At 68.5% G+C, this 21,471-nt stretch carries 19 protein-coding genes and 2 pseudogenes; all 21 read right to left on the bottom strand.

What is annotated here, in order from left to right; translation table 11 throughout:
• Positions 1-105: 105 nt before the first annotated feature.
• The 21 genes and pseudogenes from HY726_10255 to HY726_10355 all read right to left on the bottom strand — a co-directional run bounded on the left by HY726_10255 (position 106) and on the right by HY726_10355 (position 21,471).
• The gene (locus HY726_10255) at positions 106-960 is read right to left on the bottom strand and encodes a transporter substrate-binding domain-containing protein (GenBank protein ID MBI4609383.1); all 855 of its coding nucleotides are present in this window, start codon (positions 958-960) and stop codon (positions 106-108) included.
• A gap of 17 nt (positions 961-977) precedes the next feature.
• A complete protein-coding gene (locus tag HY726_10260; GenBank protein MBI4609384.1) occupies positions 978-1,751 on the bottom strand; it encodes an amino acid ABC transporter ATP-binding protein in 774 nt (257 codons plus the stop codon).
• The gene (locus HY726_10265; protein ID MBI4609385.1) at positions 1,720-2,220 is read right to left on the bottom strand and encodes a biotin/lipoyl-binding protein; all 501 of its coding nucleotides are present in this window, start codon (positions 2,218-2,220) and stop codon (positions 1,720-1,722) included. Before HY726_10265 ends, HY726_10260 begins: the two co-directional genes overlap by 32 nt.
• Positions 2,220-3,707 carry an acetyl-CoA carboxylase biotin carboxylase subunit gene (accC, locus tag HY726_10270; protein ID MBI4609386.1) on the bottom strand — a complete coding sequence of 496 codons (1,488 nt, stop codon included), beginning with the start codon at positions 3,705-3,707 and terminating at the stop codon, positions 2,220-2,222. The genes HY726_10265 and accC overlap by 1 nt, the downstream gene beginning before the upstream one ends.
• A gap of 81 nt (positions 3,708-3,788) precedes the next feature.
• The gene (locus HY726_10275) at positions 3,789-4,958 is read right to left on the bottom strand and encodes an acyl-CoA dehydrogenase family protein (GenBank protein MBI4609387.1); all 1,170 of its coding nucleotides are present in this window, start codon (positions 4,956-4,958) and stop codon (positions 3,789-3,791) included.
• A gap of 14 nt (positions 4,959-4,972) precedes the next feature.
• A complete protein-coding gene (locus HY726_10280; GenBank protein MBI4609388.1) occupies positions 4,973-5,989 on the bottom strand; it encodes an ABC transporter substrate-binding protein in 1,017 nt (338 codons plus the stop codon).
• Positions 5,990-6,038: 49 nt separating this feature from the next.
• Positions 6,039-6,467 carry a redoxin domain-containing protein gene (locus HY726_10285; protein MBI4609389.1) on the bottom strand — a complete coding sequence of 143 codons (429 nt, stop codon included), beginning with the start codon at positions 6,465-6,467 and terminating at the stop codon, positions 6,039-6,041.
• A gap of 143 nt (positions 6,468-6,610) precedes the next feature.
• Positions 6,611-7,264 (bottom strand): redoxin domain-containing protein, encoded by a 654-nt coding sequence (locus HY726_10290; protein MBI4609390.1) that lies wholly within the window; start codon positions 7,262-7,264, stop codon positions 6,611-6,613.
• 28 nt (positions 7,265-7,292) lie between these two features.
• Entirely contained in the window at positions 7,293-10,493 is a 3,201-nt protein-coding gene (locus HY726_10295; GenBank protein MBI4609391.1) for an AAA family ATPase, read from the bottom strand.
• A 111-nt stretch (positions 10,494-10,604) separates the two neighbouring features.
• On the bottom strand, positions 10,605-11,399 hold the full coding sequence (locus tag HY726_10300; protein MBI4609392.1) for an ABC transporter permease: 795 nt from the start codon (positions 11,397-11,399) through the stop codon (positions 10,605-10,607).
• On the bottom strand, positions 11,396-12,178 hold the full coding sequence (locus HY726_10305) for an ABC transporter ATP-binding protein (GenBank protein ID MBI4609393.1): 783 nt from the start codon (positions 12,176-12,178) through the stop codon (positions 11,396-11,398). The genes HY726_10300 and HY726_10305 overlap by 4 nt, the downstream gene beginning before the upstream one ends.
• 53 nt (positions 12,179-12,231) lie before the next feature.
• Positions 12,232-13,814: pseudogene (locus HY726_10310) on the bottom strand (benzoate-CoA ligase family protein).
• Positions 13,815-13,918: 104 nt separating this feature from the next.
• Positions 13,919-14,353 (bottom strand): nucleoside-diphosphate kinase, encoded by a 435-nt coding sequence (ndk, locus tag HY726_10315; GenBank protein ID MBI4609394.1) that lies wholly within the window; start codon positions 14,351-14,353, stop codon positions 13,919-13,921.
• Positions 14,354-14,364: 11 nt separating this feature from the next.
• A complete protein-coding gene (sucD, locus tag HY726_10320; GenBank protein MBI4609395.1) occupies positions 14,365-15,246 on the bottom strand; it encodes a succinate--CoA ligase subunit alpha in 882 nt (293 codons plus the stop codon).
• A 135-nt stretch (positions 15,247-15,381) separates the two neighbouring features.
• Positions 15,382-16,548 carry an ADP-forming succinate--CoA ligase subunit beta gene (gene sucC, locus HY726_10325; GenBank protein MBI4609396.1) on the bottom strand — a complete coding sequence of 389 codons (1,167 nt, stop codon included), beginning with the start codon at positions 16,546-16,548 and terminating at the stop codon, positions 15,382-15,384.
• Between the two features lie 51 nt (positions 16,549-16,599).
• Entirely contained in the window at positions 16,600-17,754 is a 1,155-nt protein-coding gene (locus tag HY726_10330) for an amidohydrolase family protein (GenBank protein MBI4609397.1), read from the bottom strand.
• A 48-nt stretch (positions 17,755-17,802) separates the two neighbouring features.
• Positions 17,803-18,093 (bottom strand): fumarate reductase subunit D, encoded by a 291-nt coding sequence (locus HY726_10335; protein ID MBI4609398.1) that lies wholly within the window; start codon positions 18,091-18,093, stop codon positions 17,803-17,805.
• A gap of 60 nt (positions 18,094-18,153) precedes the next feature.
• A complete protein-coding gene (locus HY726_10340) occupies positions 18,154-18,567 on the bottom strand; it encodes a fumarate reductase subunit C (GenBank protein ID MBI4609399.1) in 414 nt (137 codons plus the stop codon).
• On the bottom strand, positions 18,564-19,328 hold the full coding sequence (locus tag HY726_10345; GenBank protein MBI4609400.1) for a succinate dehydrogenase/fumarate reductase iron-sulfur subunit: 765 nt from the start codon (positions 19,326-19,328) through the stop codon (positions 18,564-18,566). Before HY726_10345 ends, HY726_10340 begins: the two co-directional genes overlap by 4 nt.
• A gap of 127 nt (positions 19,329-19,455) precedes the next feature.
• Positions 19,456-21,198 carry a fumarate reductase (quinol) flavoprotein subunit gene (frdA, locus tag HY726_10350; GenBank protein MBI4609401.1) on the bottom strand — a complete coding sequence of 581 codons (1,743 nt, stop codon included), beginning with the start codon at positions 21,196-21,198 and terminating at the stop codon, positions 19,456-19,458.
• A gap of 21 nt (positions 21,199-21,219) precedes the next feature.
• Positions 21,220-21,471: pseudogene (locus HY726_10355) on the bottom strand (malate dehydrogenase).

The following is a 21,471-nucleotide window of genomic DNA, read 5'->3' on the forward strand; positions in this document are numbered from 1 at the left end:
CCTCCGGGGGGATGGGGGGGCCAGCGGAGGCGTCCGAGCGAGCCGAGCCCGTCGAGGCGAGGAGACCGGAGCGAGCAAGACGTCCCCCTCAGCTCTCACAGACTGCTACTCAGGCATGGACTGCATGAGCATGTAGTTCCGTACCTGGGCGCTCATCGGGTAGGGCACGACGCCCTTCTCACCGAACCACTTCTCGTAGAGCTCGAAGTACTTGCCGCTGTCGATGAGCTCCATCAAGGTGTGGTTCACGAAGTCGCGCCACTTGGAGTCGTTCTCGGGCACGATGCAGGAGTAGGGGTCCTTGGAGAAGAAGTCCCCCACCACCTCCCAGTCCTTCGGGCTCTTGGACTTCGCCGCCAGTCCCGCTAGGAGGATCCCGTCGGTCACGTACGCGACGATCTTGCCCTGCTCGAGGGCCAGGAAACCGGCGGCGTGATCCTGGAAGGTCACGATGTCGGCTCTGGGCGCGGAGACGCGCAGCGCCTTCTCATTCGTGGTCCCCTGAGCCGCTCCCACGCGCTTGCCCGCGACGTCGGCGAGCATCTTGACCCCGCTCCCCCTCTTCACGAGGAGCTGGGAGCCGGTGAAGAAGAAGTTGATGGTGAAGTCCACCGTCTCGTCACGGCCCCGCGTGTAGGTGGTCGAGCCGCACTCGACGTCGATGGTGCGGTTGGCCACGAGCGCGATCCGGTTCGCAGGGGTCACTTCCTTCTTCTCCAGCTTGACGGGCTTGCCGAGCTTCTTCTCGAGTCGGGCGCGGACCACCTCGAGGAAGTCGACCGAGAAGCCGATCCACTCGTTCTTCTCGTTGATGAACGCGAACGGAATCGAGGCGGTGCGGGTCCCCGCGGTGAGGACGCCGGTCCGGCTGATCTTCTCGAGGACGGTCTGCGCCAGGGCCGGGGCCGCGAGGCCAACGACGACGACCAGGGCCAGCAACACGCTCACAGATCTCTTCATCGCCCACCCTCCTTTAGTTAGTGAGAGAGGATCTTGGAGAGAAACAGCTTGGTGCGGTCGGACTTCGGAGCGGCGAAGAAGGTGTCGGGGCTGCCCTCCTCGATCACCTGCCCCTCGTCCATGAACATGATCCGATGGGATACTCGCTTAGCGAAGCCCATCTCGTGGGTCACGACCACCATCGTCATCCCCTCGCGAGCCAGGTCAGTCATCACCTCCAACACCTCGTTGATCATCTCCGGGTCCAGGGCCGAGGTTGGCTCGTCGAAGAGCATGATCTTCGGCTGCATCGCCAGGGCGCGCGCGATGGCCACCCGCTGCTGCTGGCCGCCCGAGAGGTGGGCCGGATAGGCATCGGCCTTCTCCGGGATCCCGACGCGCTCGAGGAGCGCCATGGCGATCTTCTCCGCCTCGCCCCGCGAGAGCCCTTTCGCTTTCACGGGCGCCAGGACGATGTTCTCGAGGGCCGTCATGTGGGGGTAGAGGTTGAAGGCCTGGAAGACCATCCCCACCTCGGACCTGAGCCTGGAGAAGTTGACGCCGGGCTGGGTAAGGGACTGACCGAGCACGACCACCTCTCCCGACTGGATCGCCTCGAGGCGGTTCACGCAGCGGATCAGCGTGCTCTTCCCGGATCCGGACGGGCCGCAGACGACGACTACCTCCCCGGAGGCCACCTGGAGCGAGATGTCCCGGAGCACGTGGAGCTTGCCGAACCACTTGTTGACCCGCCTGAACTCGATGGCTGGGGGCACCGGCTCACCCCACCACGACCAGAACGTCGCCGGCATCCACGGTCTGCCCCACGCGGACCCGCACCTCCTTCACGGTGCCGTCGAGCGTGGCCTTGAACTCGTTTTCCATCTTCATCGCCTCGACGACGACGAGCCCGTCCCCGGCCTTCACTGCCTGCCCCTCCCTGACGGCGACGTGGACCACCCGGCCGGGCATCGGGGCCACGAGCACCTGGCCTCCCGCCTGCCGCACGCCGCTCCCGCGACGCCGGAGGAGGCGACGGGTCTCCTCCTCGACGCGAATCCGGTACGTCTCGCCGGCCACGTCCACGGTGAACCAGCCGTCCTTCTCGGTGACGTCCGCCGCGTAGGCCGCGCCGGCGATCAGGAGCGAGCAGCGCCCCGGCACCGGCCAGCGGGCGTCGACCTCAACGACCTCGTCGCCGACCCGCACCCTGAAGCGCCCCGCGACCTCCGTCACCTCTACCGGGAGCGCCTGCGCGTCGAGCTCGGCGACGAAGCGCATCAGCGGAGCTTCCCCCAGCGGGCCCGGCGCGCGGACATGGCCCACGGGCTCGGCGGGGCGGGCACGAGCGGAGCCGAGCGCCCCGCTCGCTCGTAGGCGGCCAGCGCCGCCGCGATCAGGGCGACGGTCCGCCGCCGGCCCGCGCGCGACGGGCGGTCACCGGCGAGCAGGCGGTCGAGGAAGCGGGTGGAGAGCCGGCCGGCGACCAAGTCCGGGTGCGCCATGATCTCCTGCAGCACGGGAATGGTCGTCCGCACGCCGGCCACCTCGTACTCGCCCAGCGCGCGCGCCATGCGGCGGATCGCCTCTGGCCGGTCCGGACCCCAGACGATCAGCTTGGAGATCAGCGGGTCGTAGTAGATCGGCACCGTGAAGCCCTCGTACACCCCCGAGTCGTCGCGCACCCAGGGCCCGCCCGGCGGACGGAGCGCCGTCAGCCGTCCCGGCGACGGCATGAAGTTCCGGTACGGATCCTCCGCGTAGATGCGGCACTCGATGGCCCACCCGCTCCACCGCACGTCGGCCTGCCCGTAGCCGAGCTTCTCCCCTGCCGCGATCCGGATCTGCTCCTTCACGAGGTCGATCCCCGTGACCAGCTCGGTGACCGGGTGCTCGACCTGGAGGCGGGTGTTCATCTCAAGGAAGTAGAAGTTCTTCTGCGCGTCCGCCAGGAACTCGACGGTGCCGGCGTTGACGTAGCCCACCGCGGCCGCCACCTTCACCGCCGCCTCGCCCATCCGGGCCCGCAGCGCGGCGTCCACCAATGGCGACGGGGATTCCTCGACCAGCTTCTGGTGGCGCCGCTGGATCGAGCACTCACGCTCGCCGAGGTGGACGGTGGTGCCGTGGCTGTCGGCCAGCACCTGGACCTCGATATGGCGCGGATCCTCGAGGTAGCGCTCGAGGTACACCGTGGCGTCCCCGAAGGCCGACCCCGCCTGCGAGCGCGCCAGCTGGAGCGCGGGAGCCAACTCGGCCTCGCTCCGGACGAGCCGCATCCCGATCCCTCCACCGCCCATGGCCGCCTTGATCATGACCGGGTAGCCGACCTCGCGCGCCACGCGCGCGGCCTCGGCGTCGCGCGCGACCGGCTCGGTGGCGCCCGGGACGACGGGCACGCCCAGGCGGATCGCGGTCCGCCGGGCCGCGGTCTTGTCCCCCATGGCCCTGATCGCCTGAGGCGGCGGACCGACGAAGACCAGCCCCGCCTGCTGGCACGCCTCGGCGAAGGCGGCGTTCTCGGACAGAAACCCGTACCCGGGGTGCACCGCGTCCGCGCCCGACTCCGTCGCGGCGCGGATCAGCTTCGCCATCGCGAGGTAGCTCTCGCGGGCAGGCGCCGGGCCGAGCGGGCACGCCTCGTCGGCCATCAGGACGTGCAGCGCCTCGCGGTCGGCCTCCGAGAAGACCGCGACCGTGGGGATCCCCAGCTCCCGGCAGGCGCGGATGACGCGGACCGCGATCTCCCCGCGGTTTGCGACCAGGATTTTCCCGAAGGATGCGCTCACGGTGCGTTGATCATAGCAGACGCCCGAGGGAGAAGCCACGCGGTCGTGACGGGTCGGGCCTCAGCTTCCGCGCTGGTCGACGCGTCCGAGGAGCCGGTTCGCGACCTGGTTGCGCAGCATCTGCACTGTCCCGCCGGCGATCGTGAACATGCGCGCGTCACGCACCAGGCGCTCCACCGGGCAGTCGCGCGAGTACCCCTTCGCCCCGAACACCTGGAGGGCCTGGTTCGTCACCCGCACGGCCATCTCGCTCGCCACCACCTTGCACACCGCGGCGGCCTGCATATCGGGGAGGGCGCCGCCGGCGTTCGCGGCGGTGCGATAGATGAGCTGCCGGGCCGCCTCGACCTCGATCGCCATGTCGGCAAGCATCCAGCGCAGCCCCTGGAACGCGCCGATCGGGCGACCGAACTGCTTACGTGTCTGCGCGTACCCAACGGCGGCTTCAAGGGCACCCTGAGCCAGCCCGAGCGCCACCGTGGACGCGCCGAGGCGCTGGCCATTGTAGGCGGCCATCAGGCGCGCGAACCCGCCGACGCCGACGATCAGGTTCTCGCGCGGCACCCGGCAGTCGGCCAGCACCACCTCACCCTCCGGGATGCCGCGCATGCCCATGGCTCGCTCGCGCCGCCGCACCGTCAGGCCCGGCGCGTCGGCCTCGACGACGACGGCGCCGACGCCCGCTGCCCCCGGGATGCCGTCAAACCGGCAGAAGACCACGTAGGTCTGGGAGACACCTGCCCCCGTGATCCAGTGCTTGACCCCGTTGAGGACCCACGCGTCGCCGTCGGCGACCGCCGTGGTCTCCAGGTCGGAGGCGGCGGAGCCCGCGTTCGGCTCCGTGATCGCGATCGCCGGCTTGTCGCCCCGCACCACGCGGGGCAGGTATTTCTGCTTCTGCGCCTCGGTGCCGTAATGCACGAGCACACCCACCGGCCCGAAGTTCGAGTCCACGAGAATCCGCCCCGTGACGCCGCACACGCGGGCGACGGCCTCAATCGCGAGAACGGCCTCGAGCGCGCCGAGCCCGCGCCCACCGTATGCGGGCGGGATCGTCATCCCCATCAGCCTGTGGGCGGTCAGCTCCTTGACGTTGTCCCACGGGTACTCCTCGTGCTCGTCCCAGCGGGCGGCGCGCTCGCGGAAGACCGTGTCGGCCAGCTCGCGCGCCAGGCGTTGCAGCGCGGCCTGCGCCTCGGTCAACGGGAAGGCGACCAGTGACGCGTCCATGGCCGTCGCGGCGCTCACTTCAGCGCCCGGAGCCCCTCCTCGAAGAAGCTCGTGTCGACAACCTCACTGGCCGGGATCGGCGCCTTCACCAGGTTGTGCCTGCGCCACCAGGCGAGCTGCTTGGCGATGTCGTCCACCAGGAGACGCCCGTCCCGATCCTGGTAGGGGAACCCGAGCTTGATGATCTCGGGCTTGGCCCCCTTGTACTTCGCCGTGACGGCCACCGCCTCCTCGAAAGCGACCGCGCTGACTGGCCGGCCCTCCTTCCGCTGGAGCACGGCATCGTAGTAGTGACGGGCCGCCTTGATGTAGCCCTTCATGAAGTTCACGGCCCGCTCCCGGTCCTGGGCGAACTTGCCCGAGTAGAAGATCGTCGCCACCTGCCACGGGAGCACGTCGCCCGTCCAGAGGATCACTTTGCCGACCCCTTTCGCCTCGGCGCCTGAGACGAAGGGCTGGGCAGTGTAGATCGCGTCGACGCGCTTGGCGGCGAGAGCGTCGGACATGGCGCCGAGGCTCTGGAGCGGGACAAGCTCCACGTCGCCGAGCGCCAGCCCCTCCTTCTCGAGGATATTGCCGATGGAGTAGTGGAAGGTGGAGCCGATCTGCGTGATGCCGAGCGTCTTCCCCCGAAGGTCGCGCACTGATCTGAGGCCCGTCTCATAGAGCTCCGGCTGGACCAGGATCGCGGTGAGGCGGTACCCGGGCCACTCGCGCCCCTTGTCGGCCACGATCCAGACCTTCACCCCGCCCGCGACCGTGTTGTACAGGCCCGCTGTGAGACCCGTAGCGCCGACGTCGATATCCCCGGATGCCAGCGCGACGGCAACCGGCTGGGCCGCCTGGAAGAAGACGAGGTCGGGGTCGATCCCGAACTCCTTGAAGTAGCCCTTCTCCACGCCCAGGAAGAGGACCGCGGATGAGGTGAGCTTGAGCACCCCGATCTTGGTCTTCTTGGCCTGGGCCGTCGCATCAGCGGTCGACCCCAGAGCGAGGATGCCGACGAGCAGCAGGACCACGAATCGCTTCATGCTTCGCCTCCCCCCGTGGATCGGTTGTTCTCGCACGGGACGCTTGCCGTTACTGAACCCGGGCCAACTGACTCAGCAGCTCGGCGTTGGACGGGATGGCACCGATGGGGCCGACGGTATAGACGTAGCGAACGATGCCGCCTCGATCGACGATGATGACGGCCTGATCCGGGGCGCTGGACCCGTACCGCTTCACGTGGGGCAGCGGCGATGGGGTGCGCTCTCCGCGCAACAAGAAATCGCCCGCGACCGCGGCGGTGCTGAGCACGGCAGCTCCCAGTTCCTCCACGAGCGGCCGGTGCACGATCGACAGCCCGTACAGGCGGTGGACAGCGAGCTCGGGGTCGCACAGGTACGGGAAGCTCAGCTGGTATCGCCGGAAATACAGCCGGGCCTCGTCGGGGGTGCTGAGCGTGATCTGGAGGACCTCGGCCCCTCGCTGCTGGATTTCGGGATACCCCAGGCGCACCTGCGCCATGTGCCGGCGGCAGAACGCTCAGTAGAGCCCCTTGGAGAACCACAGCACCACGTTCCGGCTTCCGCGGTAATCCTCCAGGGCGATGTCGGGGCCCTGGGCTGACGGCAGATGGAAGTTCGACGCCTGAGCACCCACGCGCAGCATCACGTCGCGAGCGACCGGGCCACGGCCAGAAGCTCGTCGCCCGTCGGAAACTTGCCGATACCGTTCAACCCTTCCTTGGCCTCGATGTTGACCCAGCGAACGATGCCGCCCCGATCCAGCAGGAACTGCCCGATGAGCTGAGGGAACTGCCGCTGCGCATCCTCCTGGTCGGTCGGGGCCGGCTCGAAGCGATCCAGGCGATTCAGCGCCTGGATCATCTCGCTCACCGGCAGCGGCTCGGGCAGCTCGCCGCTCGGGTTCAGGCGGAGGGACTCCACGGCCTGCGTCAGCTCCGGCGTGACCGGCGGCTTCGGCACCCCGTAGGCCCGGTGCGTGCTCAGCTCCGGGTCGGCGGCCAACGCAACGCGGGTGGGATGAAGGCGGAAGTAGAGGCGGGCATGTTCCGGCTTGGTGGCGACGATGCCGAGCGTCTCGACACCGAGCGCCCGGAGCTTCTCCTGGGTGAAGCCGAGCTGCGCGATGTGGCGGCGGCACATCGGGCAGTAGACCCCGCGGAACAGCGCCAGCAGCAGCGGGCTCCTGCCGCGGTAGTCAGCCAGCGACACGGTGCCGGCACGCTGGACCGCCGGCAGTGTGAAGTCCGGCGCGGGCTCTCCGGGTTGCACTGGGGGTCGCGGTTCGATGGTGGTCATCTCGCTCTCTCCTCCGCGGGTCGGATGCTCAGCTCAGGAACGGCAGCATGATCAGCGCGTCGGGGGCATACCCGGTCTTCTCGCACAGCTCGTGGCCCTGGGCGAGGTACGCCTCCGCCTTCGCGGTCTCGCCCATGGCCAGATACAGGGTCGCCAGCCCGTCGTAACAGGGGAAGAGGAGCTGGGGCTCGCCGATCTCCTCGGCAATGGCCACCGCCTCCAGATAGTAGCGCTCGCTCTCTTCGAACTGATTCTGGCACTGATGGATCTGGCCGAGCAGGACCAGGGGGATCGGCAGGTGGTTGCGCTGGCCGAGCTGCTGGTCGAGCGCGATGGACGCCCTCGCCGCCTCGATGCCCTGGGCGCAGTCCCCCGTGAACGAGCAGTAGCTGCTAGCCATGCTGGTGTAGAGCCAGGACTGCTGAAAAAGATCGCCGATCTTCTTGGCCAGCGCCAGCCCTTCCTCGCAGTACCGCACCGCGCGCTCCCGGTCGACCGCGGCCAGCAGCATCCCCAGGTTCGCGTAGGCCCGGCAGGCGGCGGCGAGCAGTTCGTGCTGGAGAGCCGTCTGGAGGCTCTGCTCGACGTTTGCGATGCCTTCTTCGAGCGCGCCCCGACGCGCGATCGACACCCCAACGGTATTGAAGGCCTGGGAGACGACCTCGTGAGCGCGGAGCCGTTCCCCGAGGTCCAGCGCGCGTCGCGCCCAGTGACTGGCCCGCTCATCGTCGCCGATCCGGAAGTGGAGGCGGCCCAGCTCGTGGTAGAGGAGAGCTGCCTCGATGCCTTCGGGCGCCTGGGCCAGAAGATCCAGGCCGCGCTCGAAGCACTCCAGCGCTTTTTCACGGTCGCCGCGGTTCCACCACGCCAGCCCGATTTTCCTCTGGACCGAGGCCATGGAATTCTTGTTGTCGAGCGCCGCATAGTGCGCCAGGGCAGCCTCCCAGTGCTGGAGCGCTACCTCCGGCTCGCCCAGGGCCTGAGTCGCATCGGCTAGCTTCTCGAGCACCTTCGCCCGGAGTACGGAGTGGTCCCGCTGCGCTTCGACAAGCTCGAGGGCGCGGCGGTAGGCGCGGACCGCGTCCCGGTTCGCATAGATCCGGACGGCGTGATCGCCGAACCGAAGGAGATACTCGAGCGCGCGCTCCCGGTTGTCGCTCAGGCTGTAGTGATGGGCCAGCTCGGAGAGGTACTCGTCCAGGTGCTGGGCATGGAGCTGCTCCAGGGTTCGTGCCGTCAGCTCGTGGAGGGCAGACCGCCGGCGACGCAGCAGGCTCGCGTACGCCACCTCCTGGATGAGCGAGTTGCGAAAGCGGTATTCCGACCGCCCGCCGGCATCGGGAGCCTCCGCCAGCAAGTCGGCGCTGACCAGGGCGTCCAGACGGTCGTGAAGCTCCTGGGGCTGGCTCGCGATCCGGCTGAGCACTTCCGCATCGAAGCGGGGACCGAGCACGGCCGCTTCGAGGAGCAGCTGCTTGGCCGCCGGCTCGAGGCGATCCAAGCGCGAGAGGAGGATCCCCTGGACGGTGGACGGGACTTCCAGGCTCGTCACGTCAGCGGCCAGGCGCAGCCCCCCCGGCGTGCTGACAAGGACGCCCCGGTCCATCAGCGAGCGCGCGGCTTCTCCGAGGAAAAAGGGGTTCCCCGCCGCCCGTTGCGTCACAAGCTCATCAAACAGGGGCTGGGACTGAGGCGCCAGCGGCCCGACGAGCCTCCCCACCAGGGCCTGGCTCTCCTCCAGGGTCAGCGGGTGGAGACGGATGACGGTGGAATCCACCCGTGCGCTGTAGATCGTTCCCGCCTGCGGAGTCGAGCGGGCCACCAGAAGCACCATCAGCGGCCGGTCCGGGGCCCGATCCGCCAGCGAGGCGAGCAGCTCGACGGAGGCGGCATCGGCCCACTGGAAGTCCTCCACGACCAGGAGAACGGGGCGGAGCCGGGCCTGGCAGTCGCAGATCTCCCTGACGGCGAGACCGAGCTGACGCTTGAGCTGCTCCGGGTCCAGCTGCTCGGTGTGAAGCGCCTCATCCCGAACGCCCAGGAAGTGCTCCACGACCGGGATCACGCGCTCCACCGCCGCGCCCATGGCCTGGAGGGTGCCCGTGATCTTAGCCCTGGCCTCCGCGGCGCTCTCCTCGGGCCTCAGCCCGAAGCACGCCCGGAAAAAGTCGATGAAGACACGATAGGCCTCGCTCCCGACCGCCGGGCAGGCCGTCTGGTAGAGGACGATGGAGGAGAGCACTCCGTCGGCGTCGAGTCGGCGGAGGAACTCGGCGAGGAGGCGGGATTTGCCGATCCCCGCCTCGCCGACGACATTCACGACCTGCGTCCTTCCCTTCCGGGCACGCGACAAGAGCTCCAGGAGCTGTCCCAGCTCCTCCTCGCGCCCGACCAGGGGCACCCGCGCTTCGCTATCGAGGGTCGGGGCGCGCCCGCTTGCGGCTCCGACCACCTCAAACGCTTGGACCGGCTCTGCCTTCCCCTTCAAGGCGACGGGCCCGAGAGGACGGCAGTCGAACGCCCTTCGGATCAGCCGGTAGGTCTCCTCGCTGACTGTGATCTTGCCTGGCGCGCCGACCTGCTGGAGCCGCGCGGCCACGTTGACCGCGTCGCCGACCACTCCGTAATCCTTCCCCTCGCCCACCGCGCCGGCCACCACGAGGCCCGTGTTGATGCCGATCCGCATGGTGAGCGCCCCGCCTGTGACGTCGTCCGCGCCAGCCCGCAACTGCCCCAGTTGCCGCTGCATGCTCAGCGCCGCGCGCACCGCCCGCTCCGGGTCGTCCTCGTGCGCCGTAGGGGCGCCGAAGATAGCCACGATGGCATCGCCGATGAACTTCTCGATGAAGCCGTCGTAGCGGCGGATCTCCTCAGCGAGCGTCTGGAAGCAGCCCATCATCAGGCTTCTCAGCTCTTCCGGATCGAGCTTATCCGCCAGGCTGGTGAAGCCCACCACGTCGGCGAAGAGCAGTGTGACCGGTCTCCGCTCCGCCTCGACGGATTCCGAGCGCGTTAGTTCCGCCTGCGCCGGAGGTCGCGCGGCACTGACCGGCGGCTGGGCGCGAGCCGCCACCCCGGTCGAGACCTCCGTGCCGCACCTGGGGCAGTAGCGGAACTCCGGGGGGCAGACGTAGGCGCAGTTCGGGCACTGCCGACTCAGCTGGCGGCCGCACTTGGGGCAGAAGTTGAAATCTGCCGCAACCTCGAACGAGCAGTGGGAACAGCGCATGCGAAGGCTCTAGGAAAACCTTGTCACACGGGTACCATGTTCTGCGCCCGGAAACAAGCGCCCGGCGCCCGGGACTCCGTGACCGTGAAACCCGGCGGGCTCGGGCCGACGCTACGGTTTCCAGGGGATGACCAGGCGCTCCAGGCGCGCCAGGAACCAGTGAGCCGAGACACCGAGGCAGGAGAGCACCACGATCCCGACCATGAGCTTGGTGGTCTCCATCAGGTTCTGGGCGTGGAGGATCAAAAACCCGATGCCGGACTGGGCGGCGATCATCTCCGCCGCCACCAGGAGGAGCAGCGAGGTCCCGGCGCCCAGCTTGAGCCCGGCGAAGATCATCGGGAGCGCCGAGGGCAGGATCACCTTGCGGATCAGGCTCAGGTGCCCGGCCCCGAAGGCGACCGCCGCGCGGATCAGGAGCGGATCCGCGGTGCGGACGCCGGTGAACGTGTTGATCGCCATCGGGAAAAAGACGCCGAGCGCGATGACCGCCACCTTCGAGGCCTCCCCGATGCCGAGCCAGAGGATGAGGAGCGGGAGGAGCGCGATCTTCGGGATCGGGAACGTGGCGGCGATGACGGGATTCCCCACCGCCTCGGCCAGGCTCCAGAACCCGACCGCCAGCCCGACGCTGATCCCGCCGAGCGCGCCGAGGCCGAACCCGAGGACGATCCGCTGGAGGCTCGTGGCCAGGTGACCCAGCAGCTCGCCCGTGACCAGCATCTGGCCTCCAGAGCGCAACACCCCGAGGGGCGACGGGAGGAAGAGCGGAGGCACCCAGCGGATCCGGGTGAAGATCTCCCAGAGCACGACCAGCCCCACCAGCGCGACGACCCGCACCAGCGGGAACTGCCTCCGCTCGAGAAAACGAGTCCGGTCCGGCACCGGTACACGGTGATCGGTCATGCGGTGGTCTCAGCCAGCGCGGCCTGCGCCTGCGACCGGATGAGGCCCCAGATCCGCTCGACGGCCGAGAGGAAGGCCAGCTCGCCGAGCATGCCCTCGTGGCGCGGCCGCTCCAGGGCCACCGGCACGATCTCGATGAGGCGACCTGGTCGTCGCGAAAGCACGGCCACCCGGTCAGCCATGAAGACCGCCTCATGGATGTTGTGGGTCACGTAGAGCACCGTCTTCCGCGTCTGGCCCCAGATTCGCAGCAGCTCCTCCTGGAGGAGCTGACGCGTCTGGGCGTCGAGGGCCGAAAACGGCTCGTCCATCAGCAGGACCCCCGGCTCGACGGCGAGCGCCCGCGCGATCCCCACGCGCTGGCGCATGCCGCCCGAGAGCTGATGGGGGTATTTGGACTCGAAGCCGACGAGCCCCACCAGGTCCAGGTAGCGCCGGGCTCTGGCCTCCCGCTCGGCTTTCGGCAGCCCGCGCTCCTCGAGGCCGAACGTGACGTTGGCCAGCACCGTACGCCACGGGAAGAGCGCGAACTCCTGAAAGACCATGGCGGTGAGTGGACGGGTCGGATCGGGCACGCCTTCGAAGTAGACCGCGCCGTCGGTCGGAGCCAGGAGCCCGGCCAGAATGTTGAGGAGCGTGGACTTGCCGCAGCCGGAGGGCCCGACCAGGGCGAGGAACTCCTCGCTCCCGACCGTCAAGCTGACCTGGCGCAGGGCCTCCACGGGCTGGCCCGAGCGCTCCCGGTAGGTCTTCGAGAGCCCGGCAATCACCACGCGCAACGGCTACCCTCCAGCCGGCGGAGCCGACGGACGCGTACTGTCAGGATCGCGATTTATCCTTCTGGCTCCCAATGGCGCAGCCTGAAGCGCTGGAGCTTGCCGGTCGCCGTCTTCGGAAGGTCGGGCACGAACTCGATCCAGCGGGGCGCCTTGTACCGCGCAAGGCGCGTGCCGACGTGTTCCCGGAGCTCGGCCTTCAACGACTCCGAGGACGCGTGGCCGTGCTTGAGGACCACGTACGCGAACGGCTTGATCAGGCCATCGGCATCCGGGTGGCCAATCACCCCGGCTTCGAGCACCGCCGGGTGTTCCATCAGGCACCCCTCGACCTCACTCGGAGACACCCACATTCCGCTCACCTTGAGCATGTCGTCGGAGCGCCCGCAAAAGTAGAAATAGCCATCGGGGTCCTGGTAGAGCATGTCGCCGGTCCTGAGCCACTCCCCCAGCATCGTTCGCTTGGTCTGCTCGTGGCGGTTCCAATAACAGGGGGCCGTGGTCTCCCCCTTAATCAGGAGATAGCCAACGCTGCCCGTGGGGACGAGCGCGCCCGTGTCGTCCACGAGTCGCGCCTCGAAGCCGGGTATGACTCTCCCGCACGAGCCTGGCCGGACCTCGCCGGGCCGGTTCGCGATGAAGTCGTGGAGCGCTTCGGTCGAGCCCACGACGTCGACCAGCTCGTGGCCGAACCTCTGCTTCCAGCCGTCGAAGACGGCGGGCGGCAATGCCTCCCCCGACGACACGCAGAGTCGGAGCGACGAGAGATCAAAGCGGAGCTCCGCATTCTCCACCTGGAGCATCCGCGCGTACAGCGTCGCGACGGCGAAGAAGACGGTGGGGCGCTCCCGCGTGATCATCTCAAAGGCGGCTTCGGGGTCGATCCGCTCGGGGACCAGCACCGAAGTCGCGGCGACGCGAGCGGGGAAGAGGAGCGAGTTCCCCAAGCCGAAGGTGAAAAACAGCTTGGAGGCGGAAAAGACGAGGTCCTCGGCGGCGATCCGGAAAATCTGGACTCCCACCAGGTCCGCGGAGTACACGAGATCGTGCTGCAGATGGACCGCCGCCTTGGGCCTGCCCGTGGAGCCCGAGGTATACGCCCACATCGCGACGTCGTCACGGGTGGTGTCAGCGGGCTCGAGGGTGGGCGCGGCCCGCGCCAGGAGCCGCTCGTAGGGCTTCATCCCGCGAACTGGCCGGCCCACGGCGAGGATGTGGCGGAGGAAGCGGCACTCGCCCCGCACACGGGCGAACTCCCGCGCCGCCTCCTCGTGAACAACCGCCACCTTGGCCCGGCTGTCCTCCAAGAGGAAGGCGTAGTCCGGACCTCTCAACCAGGGATTCACGGGGACGGCGACAGCGCCAATCTTGATGGCGCCCCAGAAGACCTCGGCGAACTCGGGACAGTCCGGGAGCGCCAGGAGAACCCGGTTCTCCATCTCGACGCCCAGGCTCACAAGCTCCAGCCGGCACGGTTCGCCCGCGCGGCCAGTTCGGCGTAGGTCACGGCCCGACCGCGGTAACGAAAGATCGTGCGGCCGCCGCTCCCCTCGGCCAGGTGGCGATCCACGAAGAACGCAGCCGCGTTGAAGCGGTTCGGGATCTCGGCGAGTGGTGGGTTGGCGCTCGAAGCGTCCACGCCTACTAATCGGATGGGGCCTCGACGGCCCCCTCCGAAGCCTCCCCCATGAATCGGTTGCGCGGGCGAAGCCCGCGCTCGAACGGCATTACTCCGACCTGCGCCTAGCCGGGCTCCCGGCAACAGATCTCCGGTGTGCCGAAAAAGTAGGGGATCTCGAAGGCCGCCGCCTCGGAAGAGTCGGAGCCGTGCACGGCGTTGGCCTCGATCGAGGATGCGAAGTCCCGCCTGATGGTCCCCGGCGCCGCCTTTGCGGGGTCCGTCGCCCCCATCAGATCCCTGACCCGGCCGATCGCATTCTCGCCTTCAAGAACCATCGCAAGGCACGGGCCCGAAGTCATGAACATACAAAGGCTTTTATAGAAAGAGCGGTCCCTGTGGACGATGTAGAAGCCGGCGGCTTGGTCGGGGGTCAGGCGGACCATCCTGGCAGCGAGGATTCTGAGCCCGGCCCTCTCGAAGCGGGAGACGATCTCGCCCGTGACGCCCTTCGCCACGGCGTCCGGTTTCACGATGACGAGAGTTCGCTCGAGGGCCATCGCGGAGCCGCTCACCCGACCCCGTCTCGCAACACCCGCGCGACGCTGGCCCCGATCTCCGCCGGGCTCCTGACGAGCGTGACGCCGGCCCCCTCGAGCGCCGCCATTTTCTCCGCGGCGGTCCCCTTGCCGCCCGCGATGATGGCGCCCGCGTGACCCATCCGCCGCCCGGGGGGAGCCGTCTGGCCGCAGATGAAGCCCACGACGGGCTTGGTGACGTGGGCCTTGATGTAGGCCGCCGCCGCCTCCTCGGCGGTCCCCCCGATCTCGCCGATCAGGACGATCAGCCGCGTGTCAGAATCCGCCTGGAAGAGGCGGAGGACGTCGACGAAGCCCGTCCCGATGACCGGGTCGCCGCCGATTCCCACGCACGTGGACTGGCCGATCCCCCGCTGGGAGAGCTGGTGGACCACCTCGTAGGTGAGCGTGCCGCTCCGCGAGACTACCCCGACGTGACCCTCGGTGTGGATGTGGCCGGGCATGATCCCGACCTTGGCTCGAGCGGGTGAGATGAGGCCCGGACAGTTGGGACCGATGAGGCGGCAGGAACGCGTGGCGAGAAACGCCCTGGCCCTCACCGTGTCGAGCGTCGGAATTCCCTCCGTGATGCAGACGATCAACGAGATACCGGCCGCCCCAGCCTCCATGATGGCATCGGCCGCGGCCACCGGCGGGACGAAGATGAGCGCGCACGTGGGCGCCTCGGCCCGAACCGCCTCGTCCACGGTGTTCCAGACCGGGAAGCCCTCGTGCGTGCTGCCGCCCTTGCCGGGCGTGACGCCCCCCACGACGTTGGTCCCGTACTCCCGGCAGCGCTGGGCGTGGAAGGACCCTTCCCGGCCGGTGATCCCCTGCACCAGGACCCGCGTGCTCTTGTCGACGAGGATGCTCACCTTTTTATTCGGAGGGGGACACCCGCGCCTTCGGCGCGGGTACCCGGGCCCCCTCCGAGGCCTCCCCCATAGCTTGCGCGGGCACAGCCCGCGCTCGAAAGGCGGACAGGCACTGCGATGACCGCACTCGCCGCATCATCTGGCGCTTCGCGCGAGGGCGACTACTTTCTCGGCGCCGTCCCCCATGCTGGCGGCGGTCGTGAAGTTGAGACCCGACTCGGCCAGCATCCGCCGGCCTTCCTCGACGTTCGTCCCCTCCATCCGGATCACCACCGGAAGCGTGAGGCCGAGCTTCCTGACCGCCGCGATGACGCCTTCAGCGAGGCGGTCACACCGGAGGATTCCGCCGAAGACATTGATCAGGACCGCCTTCACGTTCCGATCGGACGAGAGGATCCTGAAGGCGTTTTCAATCTGCTCTGCTGACGCGCCGCCTCCGACGTCGAGGAAGTTGGCGGGCTCGCCGCCGGCCAGCTTGATGATGTCCATCGTGGCCATGGCGAGGCCGGCGCCGTTCACCATGCAGCCCACGTTCCCGTCCAGCTTGACGTAGTTGAGGTTGTACCGCGAGGCCTCGACCTCGAGCGGTGTCTCCTCGTGGACATCCCGGAGCGCGGCGACCGCCGGCTGGCGGAAGAGCGCGTTGTCATCCAAGTTGAGCTTGGCATCGAGGGCGATCAGGCGGCCGTCAGCGGTCACCACGAGCGGATTGATCTCGGCAAGGGAGCAGTCCCTGGCAAAGTAGCACCGGAACAGGTCCAGGACCAGCGCGACGCCGGCCTTGTGGAGGTCGCCCGTGAGCCCGAGGGCGAACGCCAGGTTGCGTGCCTGGAACGGCTGGAGGCCGAGCGCAGAGTCAGCCCACTCGCGGCGGATCTTCTGGGGGGACACCGCGGCGACTTCCTCGATCTCCATCCCCCCGGCCTCTGAGGCCATGACAACGAGCGCCGCGCGGGCGCGATCCAGCGTGACAGAGAGGTAGAGCTCCCGGCCGATGGGAGAGGCTTCCTCGACCAGAACCTTGCGGACCTCGATCCCCTCGGGCGGAGTCTGAGGGCTCTTCAGCCTCATGCCGAGGATGGCGCGAGCGGCACCCTCCGCCTCGTCGGGAGTCGAAGCCAGCTTGATCCCGCCCGCCTTCCCGCGGCCGCCGGCGTGGACCTGGGCCTTGACCGCCACGCGCCCGCCGACCTTCTGCGCGATGGCTCGCGCCTCGAACGGGGTCTCGGCGACGTCACCCGCCGGCACCGGCATCCCGAACTCCCTGAGGATCGCCTTGGCCTGGTACTCGTGGATCTTCATGCCATCAGTTGGCCCGTCGCCGCCCACCCCACCACAAGGAGCGCCGGGGCTTCATTCCAACCCGATGAGCCGCCGCGCGTTGCGATGCGCGATCTTCTCGGCGGTGGCCGGCGTGAGCTCGCCGAGGACCGCGCGGTAGTACGCCACCAGCTCGTCGAGCTGCTGCAGGCGCTCGGTGTTGTTGATGTCGAGGCCGAGGAGGAAGCGGTCCGGCAACTCTTCGAAGACCGTCCGCCACTCCTCCTTGAGCCGGCCGCTGGCGTCGGTGAGCGAGTTCTGGTCGACCGGGATCCCCATCCGGAAGATCGGGTTCCGTGTGGAGAGGTCGGCGTAGAGGTTCGCGTACTTCCGCATCAGGTCGCGGGCAATCCCGGCCGGGCCACTCCCCACGTGGGCCCATATGAACACCGTCTTCGGGTTGCCCACCACCGCCCGCTCTAGCTCGCGGCTGTACTCATGCTCAACGTGGACCGTTACAGGCACGTTGTGTCGCGCCGCCAGCTCGTAGATCCGCATGACTACGGGTCCGTCGGCTGTGTGCGCGTTCCCGGTCGGCCGGTGGCGAAGCGGCAGCTCGCCGATCCCCCGCGCACCCTCGCTCCGCAGTTTCTCATCGATGAGCGCCGCCGTCTCCGAAGTGAAGCTCGGCCCTTGCTTGGCGGGATCGTGGGGCGCGGCCACGAAAGCGTACACGAGGTCGGGATACTTGCGCTGTACCATGACCGGCGCCGCGAAGAGGAACATCCCCGAGACGCCCGCCGCTCGTAGCCGGTCGACGATCTCGAAGGGCGAGACCTCCCCCCCGGTTCCTTGAGGCGGTCGCGCCGGGCGCGCCCGGGGACCGCCAGGACGGGCCATAGCGCCCACTCCGGGACGGATCATGTGGGCGTGGGCGTCGAAGATCGGCCCGGAGTACCCGGAGGCCGCGCGCGCGGCAGGAGCCGGCGCCGGTTTGGAAGAGGTCGCGCTGGCTCCAGGCGCCGCCACGCTCGTCTCCGGCCGCACGACCTGGGTGGAGGCGGAGGTTCCGAGCAGCTGCGCGCGGTAGAACGCGATCGCCCGCTGGTGGAGGCGCCCCGCGGTATCGGGCCGGAAGGTCATGGCGTGGATGCCGCCCTCGACGTACTCGGCCTCGACCGGCTTGCCGAGCTCTCGCAGTGCCCGCTGAGGACCGAGAGCGCAAGTAACGTGACGGCCCAGGAACATCGCTCGCTCATTGAGGCCTCCTCGGCGAACAACGTGAGGGCGGCAGCGTCAAACGCGCCAGAGCACCCAGAGCGTGGCGGCGGTGCCGATCACCGCGCAGCCGTACGAGAGGATCGCGATCGGCGTCCTGAGGCCGTGGAGGCCGATGTCCTCCAGGATGAAGCGGAGGCGATGGAAGCAGTGGTAGAGGGGAAGGGCGATGAGCACGAAGAGATAGAGTTTGATCAGAGGCTGGCCGACCAGCGCCAGCATCCGGGCGTGGCTGATCGAGATCCAGCCGAGGGGAACCGCCAGCCCGTGGAGAAAGAGATGCACGGGCACGAGCAAGGCGGCGACCATGCCCCCCGCAGCGAAGAGCGCCCACCAGAATGGCTCGATCGTCTTTCCCGTCGCCACGGCTCAAGCTCCCAGCAGAAAGAAGGCCAGGATCACCAGCGAGACGACGCCCCAGACGACAAACGCCCCGGCGGCGACCAGCTTGGACGGCACCTGCCGCTCTCCGAGGCGGACGACCTGCACGACACCGGTGAGCTTGAGCCAGGTCACGCTGTGATAGAGCGCGAACGCCAGAGCCACAACATGGAAGACGATCCAGCCCGGGGACGCGAGCATCTCGACGAACGCGACGTAGGTCTGCGCCCCCCGGGCGAGCTGCCGGATCTCGACGAGGAAGACGACGAGGAAGATGGCGATGAAGACAACGGAGAGCTCCCGCATCATGAACGCAAAGTATCTCGGGTGACGCAGCCACCAGGTGGCCGGCAGCTTCGGGTAATAGAGCCCGGCGCGATCGGAGCGCGTCGCCGTCGTCATCGCTTTTCCGCCTTCTGGCGTCCGCCCCACGGCAGGAGAAAGGACAGGAACCAGTCCTTGGTCCCCGCCACCTTCGAGCGCTGGATCGCGGCAGCCGGGTCTACGCCCTTCGGGCAGACCACCGAGCACTCCCCCACAAAGGTACACTCCCATACGCCCACCGCCTCGGCGAGGATCGGCTGGCGCAGTCGATAGCCTTCGTCCCGCGAGTCCAGGTTGTAGCGGTAGCCCAGCGCAATCGCGGCGGGCCCGATGAATGCCGGGTGCAGGCCGTACACGGGGCACGCCGCGTAGCAGAGCATGCAGTTGATGCACATGCTGAACTGCTTGTAGAGGTCGAGCTGCGCCGGCGTCTGCAGATACTCACCCTCGGCGACCGGTTTTTCCTTCTCCCGGATGATCCAGGGCTTGACGCGGCGAAGCTTCTCCATGAAGTCGTCGAGGGAGATCACCAGGTCCCGGACCACGGGGAAGTTGGCGAGCGGCTCCACCCGGATCGGCCCGGGGCGCGAGTCCCTGAGAAACGCGGCGCACGTGAGCTTGGTGACGCCGTTCACCATCTTGCCGCAGCTCGCGCATACCCCCATCCGACATGACCACCGGTACGCCAGCGTCCCGTCGACGCAGTCCTTGATGTAGTTCAGCGCATCCAGGACCACCCAGTCCTTCCGGTAGGGGACCTGGAAGGCCTGCAGGCGGGGCTCCCGGTCGTGGCCGGGCCGGTACCGCGTCACCTCCAGCGTGATCGTCTCCTCGGCCATCATGTCCTCTCCGCCTCCCCGTCCAGCGCGCACCCACTTCGTGGGTACCCGGCCCGCGCAACCCCTGGGGAAGGCCTCGGAGGGCGCCCGGGTACCCACGCCGAAGGCGTGGGTGTCGCCCTCCGACTTAGTACTTGCGCTCCTCGGGAGGCCAGCGGGTGATCGTCACCGGCAGGTAGTCGATCCGCGGGCCCTGTGGCGTCCAGTAGGCCAGCGAGTGCTTGAGGAAGCGCGCATCATCGCGCTTGGGGAAGTCCGTGCGGGTGTGCGCCCCCCGGGACTCCTCGCGCGCCCGGGCCGAGTGGGCGACCGCCTCCGCGACGTCCAGCATGCACTCGAGCTCGAGCGCCAGGATCAGCTCGGTGTTGAAGACCGCGTCGCGGTCGGCGAGGCCAATGTGGGCAAAGCGCTCGCGGAGCTTGCGCAGAGTCTCACAGGTCGCTCTCATCCCCGCCTGGTCCCGGTAGATGCCCACGCCGTTCTCCATGGCGTTTTGCATCTCCTCGCGGATGTCGGCGATCCGCTCCCGCCCCTCGGCCCTGAGGAAGCGCTGATCGAGGCGACGGCGCTCATCGCTCACCAGCTGGGCGATCGGGTTCGACCGGAGCGCCGGCCGCTCCAGCGCGTACCTGGCTGCGGCGCGACCGGCTCGCGCACCGAAGACGAGCAGTTCGGTGAGCGAGTTGGAGCCGAGGCGGTTGGCGCCGTTGATGGAAACACACGCCGCCTCCCCGGCGGCGTATACGCCCTCGCGCGACGTCCTGCCGTGCACGTCGGTGGAGATTCCCCCCATCATGTAGTGCACCACCGGGCGCACCGGGATCGGCTCGTAGACCGGGTCGATCCCCACATAGTTCCGCGCCAGCTCCCGCACGAAGGGAAGCTTCTTGTCGATCACCTTCTCGCCCAGATGCCGGAGGTCCAGGTGGACATAGTGGCCGTAGGGCCCTTCGAACGTCCGCCCCTTCAGATGTTCCTGGATGTGGCAGCGCGAGAGGATGTCGCGGGGGCCCAGCTCCATCTTCCGGTGGACCGGCGTATCGGTCGGAGAGCCGAGGCCGTAGTCCTGGAGGTAGCGATAGCCGTCCTTGTTTTTCAGGTGCCCACCCTCGCCCCGGGAGGCCTCGGTGATGAGGATGCCGGTGCCGGGGAGACCCGTGGGGTGGTACTGAACGAACTCCATGTCCTTGAGGGGAACGCCGGCGCGGTAGGCGAGCGCCATGCCGTCGCCGGTCTTGATGGCAGCGTTGGTGGTGAAGGGGTAGATGCGCCCCGCGCCGCCGGTGCAGATGATCACGGCCTTCGCCGCAATGGCACGGACCTCGCCGTCGTGGAGGTTGAGGGCCGCGACCCCGCACACCTTGCCGTCCTCGACCAGCAGCGAGGTCGCGAACCACTCGTCGTAGCGCACGATCTTCTCGTACCTGAGCGAGGTCTGGAAGAGCGCGTGGAGCATGTGAAACCCGGTCTTGTCGGCGGCGTAGAGCGTCCGGTTCACGGTCATGCCGCCGAAGGCGCGAACGCTGACGCGGCCGTCCGGGTCCCGGCTCCAGGGGCAGCCCCAGTGCTCGAGCTGGATCACCTCGCCCGGCGCCTCCTTGACGAACGCCTCCACGACGTCCTGGTCTGCCAGGAAATCGCTCCCGAAGATCGTGTCCTTCGCGTGCGTGTCGAGGCTGTCGTTATCGCGCATGACCGCCGCGGTCCCGCCCTCGGCCGACACCGTGTGGCTGCGCATCGGATACACCTTCGAGAGGACCGCGATCGAGAGCCGGTCTGACTCTTCGGCCGCGGCGATGGCGGCGCGGAGCCCGGCGCCGCCGCCTCCGATCACCAGCACGTCGTGCTGGTACGCTTCGTCACCAGGCATAGCGCTCGTCCCTTCGTGGCCTCAGAGCTTCAGCTTCTCCACCAGCTCGCGTACCCCGGCCGCTGACTTCTGGAAGGCGGCCTGCTCCTCGGGCGTCAGCCTGATCTCGATCACCTGCTCCACCCCGCCCCGGCCGAGCTTAACCGGCACGCCGACGTAGAGGCCCTTGACCCCGTACTGGCCGTCGAGATAGGCCGCGCACGTGAGGATCTTTTTCTTGTCCTTCAGAATGGCCTACATCATCTCAACCACCGCGGCCGCCGGTGCGTAGAA

The organism is Candidatus Rokuibacteriota bacterium (assembly GCA_016209385.1).
In the GTDB taxonomy this organism is placed as follows: domain Bacteria; phylum Methylomirabilota; class Methylomirabilia; order Rokubacteriales; family CSP1-6; genus JACQWB01.